General features: G+C 68.0%; 19 protein-coding genes. 11 read left to right on the forward strand and 8 right to left on the reverse strand.

The features are described from left to right. Positions 1-58 precede the first annotated feature (58 nt). From hemA to ppk2, 4 genes are all read left to right on the forward strand, one after another. Positions 59-1342 (forward strand): glutamyl-tRNA reductase, encoded by a 1284-nt coding sequence (gene hemA / locus AC5P7E_RS17585; RefSeq protein WP_005408187.1) that lies wholly within the window; start codon positions 59-61, stop codon positions 1340-1342. Beyond that, positions 1320-2402, forward strand: a complete 1083-nt coding sequence (prfA, locus tag AC5P7E_RS17590) for a peptide chain release factor 1 (protein WP_024957328.1) — start codon at positions 1320-1322, stop codon at positions 2400-2402. Before hemA ends, prfA begins: the two co-directional genes overlap by 23 nt. 5 nt (positions 2403-2407) lie before the next feature. Continuing rightward, positions 2408-4120, forward strand: coding sequence for an O-linked N-acetylglucosamine transferase, SPINDLY family protein (locus AC5P7E_RS17595; RefSeq protein ID WP_088610973.1), 1713 nt, complete (start codon positions 2408-2410; stop codon positions 4118-4120). Positions 4121-4310: 190 nt separating this feature from the next. Further along, complete coding sequence (gene ppk2, locus AC5P7E_RS17600) at positions 4311-5093, forward strand: polyphosphate kinase 2 (RefSeq protein WP_005408184.1); 783 nt, start codon at positions 4311-4313, stop codon at positions 5091-5093. Between the two features lie 585 nt (positions 5094-5678). On the opposite strand, the gene AC5P7E_RS17605 is transcribed toward ppk2, so the two are convergent. Both AC5P7E_RS17605 and AC5P7E_RS17610 read right to left on the reverse strand, forming a co-directional pair. Next, entirely contained in the window at positions 5679-6248 is a 570-nt protein-coding gene (locus AC5P7E_RS17605; protein ID WP_005408183.1) for a TlpA family protein disulfide reductase, read from the reverse strand. Next, on the reverse strand, positions 6245-7519 hold the full coding sequence (locus tag AC5P7E_RS17610) for a YihY family inner membrane protein (RefSeq protein WP_005408182.1): 1275 nt from the start codon (positions 7517-7519) through the stop codon (positions 6245-6247). The genes AC5P7E_RS17605 and AC5P7E_RS17610 overlap by 4 nt, the downstream gene beginning before the upstream one ends. 77 nt (positions 7520-7596) lie before the next feature. Between AC5P7E_RS17610 and wrbA the strand changes: the two genes are divergently transcribed. The 3 genes from wrbA to AC5P7E_RS17625 all read left to right on the forward strand — a co-directional run bounded on the left by wrbA (position 7597) and on the right by AC5P7E_RS17625 (position 9087). Continuing rightward, positions 7597-8190: an NAD(P)H:quinone oxidoreductase gene (gene wrbA, locus AC5P7E_RS17615; protein ID WP_005408181.1), complete on the forward strand. Its 594-nt coding sequence runs from the start codon at positions 7597-7599 to the stop codon at positions 8188-8190. Continuing rightward, positions 8187-8522, forward strand: coding sequence for a DUF2069 domain-containing protein (locus AC5P7E_RS17620; RefSeq protein WP_005408180.1), 336 nt, complete (start codon positions 8187-8189; stop codon positions 8520-8522). Before wrbA ends, AC5P7E_RS17620 begins: the two co-directional genes overlap by 4 nt. 79 nt (positions 8523-8601) lie before the next feature. Further along, on the forward strand, positions 8602-9087 hold the full coding sequence (locus AC5P7E_RS17625) for an asparaginase domain-containing protein (protein WP_010481766.1): 486 nt from the start codon (positions 8602-8604) through the stop codon (positions 9085-9087). Between the two features lie 120 nt (positions 9088-9207). Here the strand turns inward: AC5P7E_RS17625 and AC5P7E_RS17630 are convergent, their stop codons facing one another. From AC5P7E_RS17630 to sufT, 3 genes are all read right to left on the reverse strand, one after another. Beyond that, the gene (locus tag AC5P7E_RS17630) at positions 9208-10950 is read right to left on the reverse strand and encodes a S8 family peptidase (RefSeq protein WP_024957748.1); all 1743 of its coding nucleotides are present in this window, start codon (positions 10948-10950) and stop codon (positions 9208-9210) included. Positions 10951-11402: 452 nt separating this feature from the next. Further along, a complete protein-coding gene (locus AC5P7E_RS17635; protein WP_005412326.1) occupies positions 11403-12497 on the reverse strand; it encodes a branched-chain amino acid aminotransferase in 1095 nt (364 codons plus the stop codon). 59 nt (positions 12498-12556) lie between these two features. Then, positions 12557-13108, reverse strand: a complete 552-nt coding sequence (gene sufT, locus AC5P7E_RS17640; RefSeq protein ID WP_012479222.1) for a putative Fe-S cluster assembly protein SufT — start codon at positions 13106-13108, stop codon at positions 12557-12559. A 122-nt stretch (positions 13109-13230) separates the two neighbouring features. Between sufT and AC5P7E_RS17645 the strand changes: the two genes are divergently transcribed. Continuing rightward, entirely contained in the window at positions 13231-13650 is a 420-nt protein-coding gene (locus AC5P7E_RS17645) for a hypothetical protein (RefSeq protein WP_012479221.1), read from the forward strand. Positions 13651-13940: 290 nt separating this feature from the next. On the opposite strand, the gene AC5P7E_RS17650 is transcribed toward AC5P7E_RS17645, so the two are convergent. Both AC5P7E_RS17650 and AC5P7E_RS17655 read right to left on the reverse strand, forming a co-directional pair. Beyond that, positions 13941-15401, reverse strand: coding sequence for an NAD(P)(+) transhydrogenase (Re/Si-specific) subunit beta (locus AC5P7E_RS17650; RefSeq protein WP_012479220.1), 1461 nt, complete (start codon positions 15399-15401; stop codon positions 13941-13943). After that, a complete protein-coding gene (locus tag AC5P7E_RS17655) occupies positions 15398-15718 on the reverse strand; it encodes an NAD(P) transhydrogenase subunit alpha part 2 (protein WP_088610975.1) in 321 nt (106 codons plus the stop codon). Before AC5P7E_RS17655 ends, AC5P7E_RS17650 begins: the two co-directional genes overlap by 4 nt. 98 nt (positions 15719-15816) lie before the next feature. Between AC5P7E_RS17655 and AC5P7E_RS17660 the strand changes: the two genes are divergently transcribed. Genes AC5P7E_RS17660 through AC5P7E_RS17670 form a run of 3 tightly spaced genes read left to right on the forward strand, consistent with a single transcriptional unit; the run spans position 15817 to position 17189 of the window. After that, entirely contained in the window at positions 15817-16401 is a 585-nt protein-coding gene (locus AC5P7E_RS17660; RefSeq protein ID WP_088610976.1) for an RNA polymerase sigma factor, read from the forward strand. Then, positions 16398-16724, forward strand: a complete 327-nt coding sequence (locus AC5P7E_RS17665) for a hypothetical protein (protein ID WP_012479218.1) — start codon at positions 16398-16400, stop codon at positions 16722-16724. The genes AC5P7E_RS17660 and AC5P7E_RS17665 overlap by 4 nt, the downstream gene beginning before the upstream one ends. A gap of 3 nt (positions 16725-16727) precedes the next feature. After that, positions 16728-17189, forward strand: coding sequence for a DUF3106 domain-containing protein (locus AC5P7E_RS17670; RefSeq protein WP_242877866.1), 462 nt, complete (start codon positions 16728-16730; stop codon positions 17187-17189). Positions 17190-17310: 121 nt separating this feature from the next. Here the strand turns inward: AC5P7E_RS17670 and AC5P7E_RS17675 are convergent, their stop codons facing one another. After that, entirely contained in the window at positions 17311-18390 is a 1080-nt protein-coding gene (locus AC5P7E_RS17675) for an NAD(P) transhydrogenase subunit alpha (protein ID WP_088610977.1), read from the reverse strand. Between the last annotated feature and the right edge of the window lie 42 nt (positions 18391-18432).

Genomic DNA, 18432 nt, shown 5'->3' on the forward strand with positions numbered 1-18432 from the left:
GCATCGGGGCCTTAAAATGTCGTCCAATGGCCAGCAGCTTATCGCAAGCAACTGAACAATGACCCTGTGGGTGCTCGGACTGAATCACCAGACCGCACCGGTGGAGCTGCGCGAGCGCGCGGCCTTCGCCGGTGAGGCGTTGCCGCGCGCGCTCGGTTCGCTGCGCGATACTCCGCAGATCGCCGAGGCGGTGCTGCTGTCCACCTGCAACCGCACCGAGCTGTATGCCGTGGCCGATTCGGCACAGGCACTGGACCAGTGGCTGCAGGCCCAGGCCGGCGACCTGCAGGGCTACCTGTACCAGCATGCCGATGCAGAAGCCGTACGCCACCTGTTCCGGGTCGCCACCGGCCTGGACTCGATGGTGCTGGGCGAACCGCAGATCCTCGGCCAGGTGAAGGACGCATGGTCGACCGCGCGTGACCACGGCCTGCTCGGCCAGCGCCTGGACCGCCTGTTCCAGCAGACTTTCTCGGTGGCCAAGCGTGCGCGCACCGATACCCAGGTCGGCGCCAACCCGGTATCGGTGGCGTCGGCGGCGGTGCGCCTGGCGCAGAACGCGTTCGCGCGGCTGGACGATTCCACCGTGCTGCTGGTCGGTGCCGGCGAGACCATCGAACTGGCTGCACGGCACCTGAGCGAAGGCAAGGTACGCCGGCTGCTGATCGCCAACCGCACCCTCGCCCACGCGCAGGAACTTGCCAGCCGCCATGGTGGCGTAGCCCTGCCGCTGACCGAACTGGACCGCCACCTGGGCGAGGCCGACGTGGTGTTCTCGGCCACCGCTGCGCGCGAACCGGTGATCCACCGCGAGATGGTGGCCAAGGCCCTGCGCGCGCGCCGGCACAAGCCGATGCTGCTGTTCGACCTGGCCGTGCCGCGTGACATCGAGGCGGAGGTCGGCACGCTCAACGACGCCTTCCTCTACACCGTCGACGACCTGGAGCGCGCGGTGGAAGACAACCGCCGCGGACGCCGCGAGGCGGCCGCCGAGGCCGAGGCGATCATCGACCTTCAGGTATCGCGTTTTATCGAGACCCAGCAGGCCAGCGCCCACCAGGCGCCGCTACGACAGCTGCGTGCGTTCGGCGAGGCCACCCGCACTGAACTGCTGGAACGCGCGCGCCAGCAGCTGGCCAACGGCAAGCCGGCCGACGAAGTGCTGGAACTGCTGGCCCACGGCCTGACCAATCGATTGCTGCATCCTCCTACCGCTGCCCTGCGCGCTGCCGCACTGAGCGGCGATGCCGACCTGACCCGCGCCGCCGAGCGCCTGTTCCCGGCAACGCCGGGTTACCGCCACCCACCCGTGAGACCCGATGACGCCGACCCTGCGCCGTAAGCTGGAAGCGCTGGCCGAGCGCCGCGAAGAACTGGAACGCCTGCTCGCCGAACCCGACGTGGTCGCCGACAACACCCGTTTCCGCGACCTTTCGCGCGAATTCGCCCAACTTGAACCGGTTGCCACTGCACTGGCCGATGAAGCACGTGCCAAGGCCGATCTGGCCGCCGCCGAAGGCATGCGCGCCGACCCCGACCTGCGCGAGCTGGCCGACGAGGAAATCGCCGCCGCGCAGGCGCGCCTGCTGGAACTGGAGCAGGAGCTGGCGCTGCTGCTGGTACCGCGCGACCCGCGCGACGAAGGCAACCTGTTCCTGGAAGTGCGCGCCGGCACCGGTGGCGATGAGGCGGCGATCTTCGCCGGCGACCTGTTCCGCATGTACGCCCGCTATGCCGAGCGCCAGGGCTGGAAGGTCGAGATCGAATCGGACAATCCCGGCGAGCACGGTGGCTACAAGGAAGTGGTGGCACGGGTGGTCGGCCGTGGTGCGTTCTCGCGCCTGAAGTTCGAATCGGGCACGCACCGTGTGCAGCGCGTGCCGGCCACCGAATCGCAGGGCCGCATCCATACCTCGGCGGCCACCGTGGCGATCATCCCGGAGGCCGACGAAGTCGATGACATCGTCATCAACCCGGCCGACCTGAAGGTGGATACGTTCCGCTCCTCCGGCGCCGGTGGCCAGCACGTCAACAAGACCGAGTCGGCGATCCGCATCACCCACGTACCGACCGGCGTGGTGGTGGAATGCCAGACCGAACGCAGCCAGCACGCCAACCGCGACAAGGCGATGAAGCGCCTGAAAGCGCAGCTGCTCGACGCCGAGCGCCAACGCCAGGACGCGGCGCAGGCCGAGTCGAGGCGCCTGCAGGTCGGCAGTGGTGATCGCAGCCAGCGCATCCGCACCTACAACTTCCCGCAGGGGCGCATCACCGATCACCGCGTGGAGGGCCTGACCCTGTACGACCTGCCCAACATCCTGGCCGGCGACCTCGATCCGCTGCTGCAGCGGCTCAGCCACGAACACCAGGTCGACGCCCTGGCCCAGCTGTCGGCAGGCTGAGCACGATGTCGGCCTGGCAGCAGCGACAGCAACTGCAGCAAGCGATCGCCCGCCAGCCCGACGACTTCGTCGCCTGGGTGATGCTGGCCGACGTGGAACTGGAAGCCGGCGACATCGCTGCCGGCGAACAGGCCGCGCGACGTGCGCTGCAGCTGCGCCCGAATCACCCCGAAGCGCTGGCACGGCTGGGCCGCGTGGCGTGGATGGCCGGTGCACATGGCGATGCGGCCAAGCTGCTCGGCCAGGCCTCGGCATTGGCACCGCAGCATCCCGGCATTGCGCTGTGGCTGGGCCATGCACTGGAAGATGCCGATGATGCCGAAGGCGCGTCGGCGGCCTATCGACGCGCGCATGGGCTGATGCCGGCCGAGCCGTACATCGCCGCCCAGCGCCTGGCCTGGCAGCGTCGCCTGTGCGATTGGCAGGACCTGGACACGCTGGCGGCACAGGTGCGCGCCGCCGTTGCCAGCAGCCAGGGCGTGGTCGAGCCGTTCGCCTTCCTCAGCGAGGACGCCAGCGCTGCCGAACAGTTGGCCTGCGCGCACACCCGTGCGCTGGCCGTGGCTGCCTCGGTGCGGCCATTGCCGCCGGCAACGGTGCGCCCGCACGGCCCGCTGCGCGTCGGCTTCCTCTCCAATGGGTTCGGCGCACATCCGACCGGATTGCTGACCGTGGCGTTGTTCGAGCAGCTGCGTCGCGACCCCGCACTGCAACTGCATCTGTTCGCGCTGAACCGCGACGATGGCAGCCGCATTCGCCAGCGGCTGCAGGCAGCGGCGCAGCTGCATGATGTGGCTGGCCTGCGACACACCGATACCGCCGCACGCATCCGCGCACAGGGCATCGACCTGCTGTTCGACCTGCGCGGTTGGGGCGGTGGCGGCACGCCGGAAGTGTTGGCGATGCGCCCTGCCCCGCTGCAATTGAACTGGCTGGCCTATCCGGGCACGTCGGGGGCGCCGTGGATGGACGCGGTGGTCGGCGATGCCTTCGCCCTGCCGCCGGCACTGGAGCCGTGCTACAGCGAACGCGTGCTGCGCCTGCCACGAGCCTTCCAGCCGTCAGACAATACGCGCGTGCTGGAGCCTGCGCCGACCCGTGCGGACTGCGGACTGCCCGCGCAGGGCGTGGTGTTCTGCTGTTTCAACAACAGCTACAAGCTCAACCCGCGCAGCATGGGCCGTGCCTTCGCAGTGCTGCAGGCAGTGCCCGGCAGCGTACTGTGGCTGCTGTCCGGACCGGGCCAGGCCGACGCCCGCCTGCGCACGGCCGCGCAGGCTGCCGGCCTGGACCCGGCGCGCCTGGTGTTCATGGCCAAGCTGCCGCATCCGCAGTACCTGGCCCGTTACCCGCTGGCCGACCTGTTCCTCGACACGCATCCGTACAACGCGCACACCACCGCCTCCGATGCGCTGTGGGCCGGCTGCCCGGTGCTTACCTGCCCGGGTGACACCTTCGCCGCGCGCGTGGCCGGCAGCCTCAACCACCATCTGGGAATGGCACGGATGAATGTCGCCGACGATGCGGCGTTCATCACCACCGCCAGCGCGCTGGGCAACGACCCTGCAGCACTGGCGGCGTTGCGCGCTGAACTGGCACAGGCGCGCGAGCGCAGCGGGCTGTTCGACATGGACGGGTTTGCCCGCGATCTGTCGGCGTTGGTGCAGCAGCTGGCGCGCGAACACGGCTGGCTGGGAACAACCGAACCGACGGGGTAATGTCGGCTGGGTAATGTCGATTGGATGACGTCGACTGGGTAGAGTCGACTGCTGGTCGACTGCCCTCGGCAGGAAGCCGAAAACCCCGCGCTGCGCGCGATAGTCGACTGACCGTCGACTCTACCCGGCGTCGACATCGCCTGGGCAGCCCCTGCGCTACGCTCGGGCTTCCTCCCCGCGTGGTGTGACGATGGCCAAGCTCAAGCGCAAGGACTACGACGAACTGCTGCTGCCGCTGCAGCTGGAACTGACCGCCATGGCGCGCTGGGTGCAGCACAGCGGACAGCGCCTGCTGGTGCTGTTCGAAGGGCGCGACACGGCAGGCAAAGGCGGCGCGATCCAGGCCATCAGCCAGCACCTCAACCCGCGCCAGTGCCGGGTGGTGGCGCTGCCCAAGCCCACCGACCGCGAAGCCACGCAGTGGTACTTCCAGCGCTACGCCTCGCACTTGCCCGCCGCCGGCGAGATCGTTCTGATGGACCGCAGCTGGTACAACCGCGCAGGCGTCGAACGGGTGATGGGCTACTGCAGCGAGACCGAGTACCAGCAGTTCCTGCGCCAGGCGCCGGTGTTCGAACAGCTGCTGGTGGACGACGGCATCCTGCTGTTCAAGTACTGGCTGTGCGTGGACCAGGAGCAGCAGGAGAAGCGCTTCGCCGAGCGCCATCTCGATCCGCTGAAGGGCTGGAAGCTCTCCCCGGTGGACCTGAAATCCCGCAGCAAGTACAGCGCCTACACCGAGGCGCGCGAGGCGATGCTGCGCGCGACCCATCGCGAGGCGGCACCGTGGACGTTGGTGGATTTCAACGACCAGCGGCTGGGCCGGCTGACGCTGGTGCGCAACCTGCTGGACCGGTTGCCGGACACGCGCGTGGATGCACCGTTGCCGGAGCTGCCGAAGCTGAAGGGCAAGCTGCATCGCGAGCACTACGATGTGCTGAAGCCGATCGAGGACTTCCCGGTCGAGGATTAGGGTGGGTCGGCAGGGCCTGCGGCCCTGCACCTGCAGAGGCAACGACAACAGCCGGCTCTGGGAGTTTTGCTTGTTGGCTGGGGTGGTGTGGGTTGGCAGGACACGCCGTAAACCCATCCATGGGGGCTCGATGGCGCCATCCATGGCGCCAACGTTCCTGCCAACCCACACCGCCCCATCCCCGACGGATTTCCGGTGACGGAGGTAGATCCACGCCATGCGTGGATGAATCTCCATTGAAATCGATTATTTCGACAATTGAACGAAGAGCATCCACGCATGGCGTGGATCTACGTGTCGACCAAGGTCGACACCCATCAAGAGCAGGCCATGCATTCCGACAGATCGCGGAGAACTGTCGAAGGCGGGGTGGGTCCGGTGGCGGGGGCGTGAGCCGCATGGATGCGGCGAAATGCGGCGACCGAGCTTACATGGACGTACTTGCAGCGCCCCCCGCCACCGGACCCACCCCGCCTACCCACGGGAAACCCCGCTTGGGCTGTTGCTTTTGCTGTTGCTGGGGTTGCCGGCCAGCGGCCGGCACTACCGCGGGTGCAGGGCCGCAGGCCCTGCCGCCCAACCCCATTACTTGGCAGCAGCGATCTGCTTTTCGATGTCGGCGGCCGTCACCGGGCCGAGGAAGGTGTGCGCCAGCTTGCCCTGTGGATCCAGCAGGTGCGTCAGCGGCAGGCCGCGCGGAGTGGCGAAATCGGCCGGCGGATCGAACGGGTCCACGATCACGATCGGATAGGTCACCGGATGCTTGGTCAGGAACGACTGCATTTCCGGCACTTCGATGTCCTCGTAGGCCAGGCCGACCACTTCGATGTTGCTGCGCATCGCATGCAGCGCCGACAGCTCGGGCATCTCCTTGCGGCACGGGGCACACCAGGTCGCCCAGAAGTTCACCACCACCCACTTGCCGCGGTGCGCGGCCAGGTCGTAGTCGCTGCCATCCACCGCCTTCATCTTCAGCGTCGGGAACTCGGCGGTGGTGCGCTCGGCCGGGGTTTCCTCGACCGGCGCCGGTGCGGTCGGCGTCGGTGCCTGCGCCGGCGGTTGGCTGCTGGCCGGCGTCGGCTCCTGGGCCGGCTTGCAGGCCGACAGTGCCAGCAGCAGGGCCAGCGGGAGCAGCAACGGGGTCTTGCGGGTCATGGCATGTCTCCAGAGTCGGTATAGATATCGCTGACCTTGCGCTTCAGGCGTTCACGCAGGGGCAGCCGCAGATCATCCAGCGCCGCCAATGCGGCACGGCCCAGGCTGTCGTCGCGATACGGCAGATGCTGCTCGGCTACCGGAATGCGCAACTGGGTACATTCGTAAAGATCGGCCAGGCTCACCTGGTCCAGGTCGCGCGAGAGCAGCCATTCGCCACGTTCATCGCGGCGCAGCAGGCCGATCTCCTGCAGGTTGCAGGCCAGGTCCTGCAGCAGCGAATCGGTCAGCATCGGCTCCAGCCGCAGGATTTCATCATCGGCCAGGCCCTTGCCCTTGGCTCGGGCATGGTGGAAGCGGCCGAGCAGGCGCAGCAGGCCATAGAACTCGTAGCCCTGCGGCAGGCGCAGTTCCACCGGCTGGTAGCGGAAGGCCGCCATCGACGAAGACAACGACGCGCCCAGCAGCACCGCCACCCAGCACAGGTAGATCCACAGCAGCAGGATCGGCACGAAGGCGACCGTGCCATACAGCTTCTGGTAGGACTGGAAGCTGCCCAGGTAGGCGCCGATACCCCACTTCACCAGCTCCAGGATCACCGCGGCCAGAATGGCGCCAGGCACTGCATGCCGCCACTTCACCGTGTGGTGCGGCACCACCCGGAACATCAGCGTGATGCAGACGAACTCGATCAGGATCGGCGCCAGCCGCAGTGCCAGTTCGGCCAGCCAGCGGCCCTCCTGCGTGCCGAACAGCGGCATCGCGAACACCCGCGCCGACACCGCCAGCGAAGCCGCCGCGAGCATCGCGCCCAGCGTCAGTACAGTCCAGTAGACCAGGAAACGGGTCAGCTTGGGCCGGGTCGAGCCGACCCGCCAGATCTGGTTGAAGGTTTCTTCAACACTGTTGAGGGTGATCAGCAGCGAGACGACCAGCGCGATGAAGCCGGCGGCGGTGAGCTGGCCGGCACTGGCCGAGAACTGCCGCAGGTAGCCCTCGGCCGCGCGCGCGGCGTTGGGCACGAAGTTGGAGAAGACGTAATCGCTGAGCTGGTCGCTCCAGCGGTCGAAGACGGGGAAGGCCGACAGCACGCCGAACACCACGATGGCCAGCGGTACCAGCGCGAACACCGTGGTGTAGGCCAGCGCCGCCGCTGCCTGGAACAGGCGGTCGTCGAGGAAGCGATGCCACAGGAAGCGGCCGAAACTGATGGCCCGTGCGCGATCCCGCGCGCGCTCCATCCACAGGTTGAGCGTATCCAAAGGTTCCATCGGTGGAAGGGTACCCGATGCGGAATGCTGGCAGGATAGCCATACTGGCGACCACACGACGAGGAGAAGCGGGCACGATGGGCGAGATTCTGGTGCTGTACTACAGCCGGGGCGGTTCGGTGGCACGGCTGGCGCGCCAGATCGCGCGGGGCATTGGCGAAGTGCCGGGCATGAGCGCGCGCCTGCGCACGGTGCCGCCAGTGGCCGCCGTGACCCAGACCGCGCAGCCGCCGGTACCCGACGACGGCGCCCCCTATGTGAGCGTGCAGGACCTGGTGGAATGCCAGGGCCTGCTGCTCGGCAGCCCCACCCGCTTCGGCAACATGGCAGCCCCGGTCAAGCACTTCCTGGATGGACTGGGCGCCGAATGGGTCAATGGCACCCTGTCCGGCAAGCCGGCCGGCGTGTTCACCTCCACCGCCTCGATGCACGGCGGGCAGGAATCGACCCTGCTGTCGATGCAGGTGCCGCTGCTGCACCATGGCTGCGTGATCGTCGGCATCCCGTTCACCGAACCGGCGTTGAGCCACACCACCAGCGGCGGCACGCCCTATGGCGCCAGCCACGTGGCCGGTGCCGCCGATGACCCGCAGCCGACCGACGACGAGGCCGTGCTGGCCCGCGCGCTGGGCCGCCGGGTGGCCGACATCGCGCAGCGGTTGGCCCGATGAGCCGCCCGCCGCGCACGGTCCTGCTGCTGGCCCTGATGGGGCTGGCCGCGCTGTTCGCCGGCTGGTTCATCAATGACAAGCACTGGCTGGCCACCCAGCTGGTGTTCACCGCGCCGCCGCTGGCGCTGGCCTTTGCGCTGCGCCTGGGCTGGCGCAAGGCCGGGTTCTGGGCCTCGGTACTGGCGCTGGGCTGGTTCAGCCACGGCGTGATGAGCGCCTGGAGCCACCCGGAAACACGCTGGCTGGCGCTGATCGAAATCGCCCTGGCCCTGCTGGTGATCTTCAGCGCCAGCCTGCCGGGGCTGCGCGCCCGCTTCGGCAAACGACGCTGACGCTGCGCCCGCCGGGCCGTATCATCTGTGTCCCTGGCCCCGCGCCGCTGTACCTGTCCTGGTTTCGCGCATGCACATGATGGAAGAGCTCCTGGTCGTCACCACCGGTGGCACGATCGACAAGATCTACTTCGACGACAAGTCGGACTACCAGATCGGCGACCCCCAGATCGGCATGATCCTGCGCGAGCTGGGCGTGACGTTCCGCTTCAACGTGATTCCGATCCTGCGCAAGGATTCGCTGCACATCAACGATGAAGACCGCGAACTGATCCGCGCCACCATCGCCGCGCAGCCGACCCGCCACGTGCTGGTGACCCACGGCACCGACTCGATGGTGCAGACCGGCAAGGTGCTGGCGACGATCCCGGACAAGACCATCGTGATGACCGGCGCGCTCAGCCCGGCGCGGTTCCGTGGGTCGGATGCGGAGTTCAACATCGGCTGCGCGATCGGTGCGGTGCAGTCGCTGCCGAGCGGCGTATACATCGCCATGAACGGTCGTATCTTCGATCCGCAGCACGTGCGCAAGAACGTGGCCGCCAACCGCTTCGAGTCGGTCTGAGGAACAGCGTGCCGACCAAGGTCGGCACCCACCAAAGCGCTGCCCTTGCAAGGCCGGTACCTACCCAAAGAAAAACGCCCCGGCCTGAGCCGGGGCGTGCCCATGGAGAGGGGCTTGGGCTCAGTACTGGGCGTTGAGGGTCAGGCCCGAGAAGGTGCTGTAGGCCTTCACCCGCACATACCAGGTGCCGGCGGCAGGACTGTTGATGGTGCAGGTCTCGCTGTTGCCGCTCAGGTACGGACGGCAGGTGTAGGTGGTATCGGTCGGGGCACTGCCCTGGCGCACATACAGGTCGGCATCACCGCTGCCGCCACTGATCGCGACGCGCAGCTGGGTGCTGCCGGCCGGAACCGCGACGGTGTAGTTCAGCTCGGCACCGGTCGCAGCGCCCAGGCCGGTCACCGGCACGTTGTTCTGCAGCACGTTGCCACCCGGGTTCGGGTTGCCGCCACCGTTGATCGCCGCGGCCACGGCGGCATTGGCGTCGATGATGCCGGCGCCGCAACCACCCGAGCAGGCGCCCGGCAGCGGACGTGCCGTGCTCTTGATGATGCTCTCGACCTGCGCCGGGCTCAGCGGGCTCGGAGCGACCGACTGCATCAGCGCGACCACGCCGGCCACGTGCGGCGCCGCCATCGAGGTGCCGTTGTACGACGCGTAGGTCGCGCTGCCCGGCGTGGTGGTGCCGGTGTTGAGGGTGGACAGGATGCTCTGGCCCGGTGCCGAGATGTCGATGCCGGTACCGTAGTTGGAGAAGCTGGCACGTGCACCGGCCGAGGTGGTCGCCGCCACCGCGATCACGTTCGGGCAGTTGGCCGGCACCGACGAGGACACGTTGGTGTTGCTGTTGCCGGCGGCGACCACCACGGTGGTGCCACGGCCGACCGCGCCGTTGATCGCGTTCTGGTAGGTGGTCGAGCAGCTGCCACCGCCGCCCAGCGAGAGGTTGATGACTTCGGCCGGATTGGCGTTGGCCGGTACGCCGCTGACGGTGCCACCGGACGCCCACACGATCGCATCGGCGATGTCGGAGGTGTAGCCGCCGCACTTGCCGAGCACGCGCACCGGCACGACCTTGGCATTGAACGCGGTACCTGCCACGCCGGTACTGTTGTTGGTCACCGCGGCCACGGTGCCGGCAACGTGGGTGCCGTGCCAGCTGGAGTTGGAGGCCGGGATGCCCGAGCCACACTCGTTGGCGCCGTACCAGTCGCCTTCGTCGTTCGGATTGTTGTCGCGGCCGCCGCCATCGCGCGCCATCGCGGCGTCGCTGATGAAGTCATAGCCCGGCAGGATGTTGGCGTTGAGATCGGCATGGTTGGTGATGCCGGTATCGATCACGGCCACCACCACGCCGGTGCCGGTGGCCTTGTCCCAGGCCGGCCGGATGTTGATGCCGGCATTGGAGGTGCCGAAGCCCCATTGCTCGCTGAAGCGGGTGTCGTTCGGGGTCAGCGTCGCGCGCATGATCTGGTCGACTTCGACGTATTCCACGTTCGGGTCGGCGGCCAGCTTGCGCATCAGCAGCTCGGATTCGGCCTGGTCGAGCGGACGGTCGGTCTTGACCAGGGTCGGGCCGACGGCCAGCTTGCGGACCTCCTGCAGGCCCAGCGCGCGGCCCTGGCTGCTGGCCAGGCCAGCGGCGGCCGTCTTCAGCGACGAAGCCAGCGCAGTGGTGTTGGCCACGGCGGCGCTGCCGTCGCGGTACTTCACGATGAAACGCTGGTGCGTCGGCGCGGACTGCAGGCCGCTGAGCTGGACATCACCGGCCAGCGCAGGCGTGGCCAGCAGCAGCGATGACAGAACGGACGCACCAAGGACCACCCACACTCGACGCACACGCGGTTGCGTTACCTGGGACATCGTATTTCCCTTTCTTGTGGTGTGAATGCCGGAATCGGCAGAAGCACCGGCCCGAACCCTGGGCTGGCTTGCATTGGCGAGGTTCGAAGTCCGGTGAGTCAGCGGATCCCCCTAACGATCCGCCGTGCAGATGACGCTAATGGCCGAAACCGGACACCACAAGATTTTCAGCGTCTTTTCAGCAAGATGAAATGTTCGTTCTGAGACTTTTCGGGTCGAGGGTTTGTGAAGGTGAAGGAACCTTCTCGTGTCCTGCACAGACCTGACTGGGCCGTCACGTGTCCTGGGATGACTATGCCGACATCGGCGTTCGCTGATTCGGGGTCAGATCCCTTTTCCCATGGAAAAGGGATCTGACCGCAGGCCCCACAACGCAGAAAGCCCGTCACGGGGACGGGCTTTCCGGAAGCGCCGCCGAGCGCGGGCTCGACGCTACAGTTCAGCGTGGGCGATCAGCCCAGCTTGACCAGCCAGTTGTGGCGGTCCGGCAAGCGGCCGTACTGGATGTCGGTCAGTTCCTTGCGCAACGACATGGTCACTTCGCCGGCCGGCGCGTTGATGTCGCCCACCGAGAAGCCCTCGCCCTTCAGCTGGCCGATCGGGGTGACCACCGCCGCGGTGCCGCAGGCGAACACTTCGCTGATCGCGCCGGAGGCCACGCCGTCCTTCCACTCGTCGATGCTGACCTTGCGCTCTTCGACCTTCATGCCACGGTCGCGGGCCAGCTGCAGGATGCTCTCGCGGGTGATGCCCTCGAGGATGCTGCCCGACAGTTCCGGGGTCACCAGCGTGCCGTCCTTGTAGACCAGGAACACGTTCATGCCACCCAGCTCTTCCAGGTACTTGCCTTCGACCGGGTCGAGGAACAGCACCTGCGAGCAGCCCTGTGCCTGCGCCTTCTGCTGCGGCAGCAGCGAAGCAGCATAGTTGCCACCGCACTTGGCGGCACCGGTGCCGCCCTTGGCCGCACGCGCGTATTCGGTGGACAGCCAGATCGACACCGGGGCAACGCCCTTGGCGAAGTACGGGCCGGCCGGGCTGGCGATGACGTAGTAGCCGGCCTTGTGCGCGCCACGCACGCCGAGGAAGGCTTCGTCGCCGATCATGAACGGACGGAAGTACAGGCTGGACTCATCGGCCGACGGCACCCAGTCACTGTCGACGGCGATCAGCTGCTTCAGCGATTCGACGAAGATCTCCACCGGCAGTTCCGGCAGCGCCAGGCGCTGCGCCGAACGCTGCAGGCGACGGCCGTTGGCATCCGGACGGAAAGTCCAGATCGAGCCATCGGCATGGCGGTAGGCCTTGATGCCTTCGAAGATTTCCTGGCCGTAGTGCAGCACGGCCGCGGCCGGATCCAGCTGCAACGGGCCGTAGGCACGCACGTTGGCGTTGTGCCAGCCGGCATCCTTGTCCCAGCGCACTTCCACCATGTGATCGGTGAAGTGCAGGCCGAAGCCCGGCTTCTCCAGGATCTTGGCGCGCTCTTCAGCGCTGCGCGGGTGGTCCGAACGGGTAACGGCGAAGCTGGGGATGGACTGGGACACCGGAGGATTCCTGTTCTGGTTGCGGGTAGTGCCGGGCCCGCGTCACTGCGGGCCCTGGGTCAAAGCATGCCGGTCTCGAGCCGGGCCGCCTCGGACATCATGTGCTGGTTCCACGGCGGGTCGAACACCAGGTCGACGTCGGCCTCGGCCACCGTCGGGATCATTTCAAGCTTGCTGCGCACGTCGTCGACCAGGATGTCGCCCATCCCACAACCCGGTGCGGTCAGGGTCATCTTCACGTCGATCTCGCGCTGGCCTTCGTCCAGGTGCTTGATCTCGACCTCGTAGACCAGGCCCAGTTCGACGATGTTCACCGGAATTTCCGGGTCGAAGCAGGTGCGCAGCTGCTGCCACACCAGCTGTTCCACCTGTTCATCAGTGGCGTCGGCCGGCAGTTCCAGCGGTGCCGGTGCCTCCTTGCCGATGGCGTCGCCGTCCTTGCCGGCGATGCGGAACAGGTTGCCCTCGACGAACACCGAATAACTGCCGCCCAGCGCCTGGGTGATGTACCCATAGCTGCCGGCGGGCAGGGTCACGGTATCGCCCTGCGGGACCATCACGGCCTCGCAATCGCGCTCGAAGTGGACAGGTTCGCTGCTACGGGAATACATGGGGACCGATATGGGGCCGTGGCCGGGGCCACGCAAGACGGCATTCTAGCCCAGCCGCTCCGGCACCGCCGGTGCACCGCCGCAAACCACAGTATCCTGTGGGTGATCTTCAGGGAGCTTCGATGTCCTCCAATGCCGCGCGTGCCAGGGCCGTGACCTGGCTCTGGCCCATCATGCTGTTGCTGGGCCTGGTTGTTGCTCCCCTTGCCTGGATGGTGCTGGCGCTGATGACCGGCCGGCAGGTCGGCTGGATGGCGGTACTGACCGCCCTGGAACTGGTGTTCATGCTGCGCATGGGCACGCTCGGCCCGGGCCGGCTGCGCATCGTGCTGGTCGTGGTGGGCACCCTGCTGGTGGCCGCCGTGGCCAACTGGACCATCGCCAGCGCCTGGATGGGCGGCTCGATCGGGCTGGACCTGTGGGACGCCACGATGCGGATGGGCCCGCACCTGGCCTGGACCCTGATCACCCTGGCCAATGGCGCGGTGGAGTGGCTGTGGCTGGCCGTGGCCGTGGCCGTAGGCGCCTGGCTGGCGCGCTGAGCGCGCCGGTTGCCACGCCCGCCGGGGACATGCAGGTAGATCCACGCATGCGTGGATGGGATGGTAGTGCCGGCCGCTGGCCGGCAAACGCGTGCGGACCAGGGCCCGCACCCACCCGATGTAGCCGCCACACGTGGATGCGGTAGTGCCGGCCGCTGGCCGGCAAACGCGTGCGGACCAGGGCCCGCACCTACCCGATGCAGCGGCCACGCGTGGATGCGGTAGTGCCGGCCGCTGGCCGGCAAAGGGGTCAAAGCCCATTCCTGCGGAAAGGGATCCGCCCCCGGTCCTCAATGCCCGCCGTCGAGCGCCTTCAACTCGCTGACCAGGGAGGCTGCCGCTTCGGCACCGTCGCCATACAGCATGCGGGTGTTGTCGGCGTAGAACAGCGCATTCTCGATGCCCGCGAAGCCGGTGCCCTTGCCGCGCTTGATCACCACCACGTTGCGCGCATTGACCACGTCCAGCACCGGCATGCCGTAGATCGGGCTGGCCGGATCGGTTCGTGCGACCGGATTGACCACGTCGTTGGCGCCGATCACCAGCACCACGTCGGTGTTGGCGAACTCCGGGTTGATGTCGTCCATGTCCGCGATCAGGTCGTAGGGCACGCCCGCTTCGGCCAGCAGCACGTTCATGTGCCCCGGCATGCGCCCGGCCACCGGGTGGATCGCGAACTTCACCTTCACCCCGCGCTGGCCCAGCCGCTGCGCCAGCTCCCAGATCTTGTGCTGCGCCTGCGCCACGGCCATGCCGTAGCCAGGCACGATCACCACGCGCTCGGCGAAGGCCATCATCGCGGCGACGTCAGCCGCTTCGATCGGCTTCTGCGAGCCGCTGATCGCCTGCGCTTCGCCACCAGCACCACCGCCGAAGTTGGAGAACAGCACGTTGCGGATCGGCCGGTTCATCGCCTTGGCCATCAGACGGGTCAGCAGGATGCCCGCCGCGCCGACCATCATGCCGGCGATGATCAATGCTTCGTTGCCCAGCACGTAACCTTCGAACGACACCGCCAGGCCGGTGAACGCGTTGTACAGCGAGATCACCACCGGCATGTCGGCGCCACCGATCGGCAGCGTCATCAGCACGCCCAGCGTCAGCGCAAGTACGAAGAAGGCAACGATCGCCCAGGTGCTGAGCGTGCTGGCGGCGATGATCGCCAGTACCACCACCGCCAGCGCCACCAGCAGGTTCATCACCTGCTGGCCCGGCCAGGTCACGCGCTTGTCCAGGCGTCCATCCAGCTTGGCCCAGGCGATCACCGAGCCGGACAGCGACACCGCGCCGATCGCTGCGCCGACCACCGCCAGCAGCAGCACCGTGCCCGACGGCTGGCGCGCGGCCAGGTCGGCCAGCGCCTGCGCGCTCCAGTGGCTGGTATCGCGGTTGGCAAGGAAGGCGTAGCGCAGCAGCTCCACCGCGCCGATCGCCGCTGCCGAGCCACCGCCCATGCCGTTGTACAGCGCCACCATCTGCGGCATGTCGGTGATGGCAACCTTGCCGGCCGACCACCAGGCCAGGCCCGCGCCCAGCAGCAGCGCCACCAGGATCAGCGGAACGTTGTGCAGTTCGGGAAGGAAGAAGGTCGCCGCCGTGGCCAGCAGCATGCCCAGTCCGGCCCAGCGGATGCCGCTGCGCGCGGTCAGTGGCGAGGCCATGCGCTGCAGGCCCAGCAGGAACAGCGTGGCGGCGACGAGGTAGCTGGCCTTGACCAGCCAATCGAGCAGTTCGACGGTGCTGATGTTCAAGCCTGCGGCTCCTTCGGCTCGTCCTTGCCGCCCTTGGGCGCGCTCGGCTTGAACATTTCCAGCATGCGCGCGGTGACCACGTAGCCACCGGCGGCATTGCCGGCACCGAGCACCACGGCGAGGAAGCCCAGAGCCTTCTCCAACGGTGTCTGCGCGTGCCCCAGCACCACCATCGCGCCGATCAGCACGATGCCGTGGATGAAATTGGAGCCCGACATCAGCGGGGTATGCAGGATCACCGGCACCCGCGAAATGATCACGTGGCCGGCGATGGCGGCCACCATGAAGATGTACAGCGCTACGAACCCGTCACTCACTGGCAACGCTCCCGCTCTGTCTTCGTCGGCCCATCATAACCATGGGCTGAACCCGGCGTGCACCCGGCGTCAACCGAAGTGGCGCTCACGCGTTGTCGATGGTGACCCCGAGCGAGGAACCGTACCCTGTGCTGGTGAGCAGCCCCGTCCCCCCGAGCGCCGAGACCGATGCCCTGCCGGCATCGCTGGAAGCGTTCCTGGCCAGTGTTGGCCCGCGCGCGTTCCGCTTCGCCGAGGCCGGCCTGCGCCAGCGCGAAGACGCCATGGACGCGGTGCAGGACGCGCTGCTGCGCATGCTGGACTACGCCGACAAGCCGGCAGCCGAATGGGCGCCGCTGTTCTGGAGCATCCTGCGCCGGCGCGTGATCGACGTGCAGCGCCGGCGCCGCTTCCGCCTGCCGTTCTGGGGCGACAACCAGGACGCGGAAGGCGGCGAGATCGACTGGGCCGATCCCGGCCCGGACCCGGCACAGGCGCATGAACAGCGCCAGCAGTACCAGCAGCTGGTGGACGCGTTGCGCCGCCTGCCCGCCCGCCAGCGCGAGGCCTTCACCCTGCGCGTGCTGCAGGACCTGGACGGGGCCACCACCGCCCGCGCCATGGGCTGCAGCGAAGGCGCGGTAAAAACCCATCTGGCACGCGCCCGGCAGGCGCTGCAGGACTACCTGGAGATCCACCCGTGAACCGCTCCCTGCCTTCCGATGACACCCTGCGCAGCCTGCACGCGCAGTCGCTGCACGCGCTGTCGCCGGCCACACTGGCACGCCTGCGCCAGGCCCGACACGGCGCCAGCGCGACCCGGCACGGGCGCCTGCGCTGGTGGCTGGCCAGCGCCTGTTCACTGGTGGTGGCGCTGGGTATCGGCCTGCAGTTCACTGGCCATGGCACGCTGACGGGCCCCGCGCCGGCACCTGTGCTGGCCTCGGTGGAAGACAACAGCGCGCTCTACGACGAAAATCCCGATCTGTACCTGTGGCTGGGCGATACCGACCTGGCGATGGAGTGAATCATGTCCCGACTGCACACCCTGCCCCTGCTGATGACCCTGTTGCTGCTGCCGGCCCTCCCGGCGCTGGCGCAGAGCGCCGCGCCCGCCCCTGCGGCACGCCCTGCGCCGGCCACGCCGCTGCCGGCCTGGGAACAGTTGAGCGAAGCGCAGCGGGAATCGCTGCTGGTGCCACTGCGCGACCGCTGGAACAGCGCCGATGCCGGCCAGCGCCAGCGCATGCTCTCGCATGGCCAGCGCTGGCAGACGATGAGCCCGGAGGAGCGCGACAAGGCCCGCCGTGGCCTGCGCCGCTTCGAGCACATGAGCCCGGAACAGCGTGAGCAGGCCCGGGCCCTGTTCGGCCAGATGCGGGAACTGCCGCCCGCGCAGCGCGACGCACTGCGCGAGCGCTGGTCGCAGATGACGCCGGAACAACGCAAGGACTGGGTGCGCGACAACCCACCGCCGGCGAAGCCGCGCTGAAACGCCGCGAGGAACAGGGGCAGAGCCCTTTGCTGGCGCAAAGGGATCCGCCCCCTGGCAGATTCCGGGAACCAGGGTCAGATCCCTTTGCCAGAGGCAAAGGGATCTGACCCCATGTCGTTCACGCCTGCCAGCGTGTCTTCGCCAGCAGCTCGTCTTCCCAGTCGAAACCAAGCTGCCCTTCGCTCACGAACAGCGCGACGAAGTTGAGCAGGTTGCGCGCATACATCTCGCTGGCCTGGGTGGCGCCGCGGCTGGCAAGGCCCAGCGGACCATCGATGGTCACGCCCTGATGCTCGATGCACTGCCCCGGTTGGGTCAGTGCGCAGTTGCCGCCACTCTCGGCAGCCAGGTCCACGATGACGCTGCCGGTGGCCATGCCCTTCACCATCGCGGCAGTCACGATCGTCGGCGCCGGTCGCCCCGGTACCGCTGCAGTACAGATCACCACATCCACGCTGCGCAGGTGGTCGGCCAGCCGGCGCTGCTGCTCGGCACGTTCCTCTTCGGTCAACGCACGCGCATAGCCGCCTTCACCGGCCGCGCTCACGCCAAGATCGAGGAAGCGCGCGCCCAGCGACTGGATCTGCTCGCGGGTTTCCGGACGCACGTCGAAACCTTCCACCTGTGCACCGAGACGCCGGGCAGTGGCAATGGCCTGCAGCCCCGCCACGCCGGCACCGATCACCAGCACCTTGGCCGGACGCACGGTGCCGGCAGCGGTGGTCAGCATCGGGAAGAAACGTGGTGCGCGTTCGGCGGCGATCAGCGCGGCCTTGTAACCGGCCATGCCGGCCTGCGAACTGAGCACGTCCATCGCCTGCGCACGGGTGGTACGCGGCAGCTGCTGCAGCGGGAACAGGTGCAGGCGGTCATCGGCAGCCAGTGCCGCCAGGCCCGGATCACTGGCCGGGGTCAACAGGCCAACCACGGTGGCACCCGGCTTGAGCTGTTCAAGCACCGCCGCCGGCGGCGCCTGCACGCACAACAGGATGTCGATTTCGGTCCAGCGCCCGGCGTCGAATGCGCGGGCACCGGCATCGTCATAGGCTGCATCGGTGAAACCTGCGGCCAGACCGGCACCGGCCTCGTACCAGACGGTAATGCCGAGGGCGCCGAGCTTGCGCGCGGTTTCCGGCGTCAGCGCCACGCGCCGTTCGCCCGGCGCGGTCTCCTTGATCCCCAGCAACGCCACGGCCATGCAGGTCCCCGCTGATCGGTGAGTTTTCCCGATCCTAGCAGG

This window comes from Stenotrophomonas sp. YJH_SMC_25 (assembly GCF_059369595.1).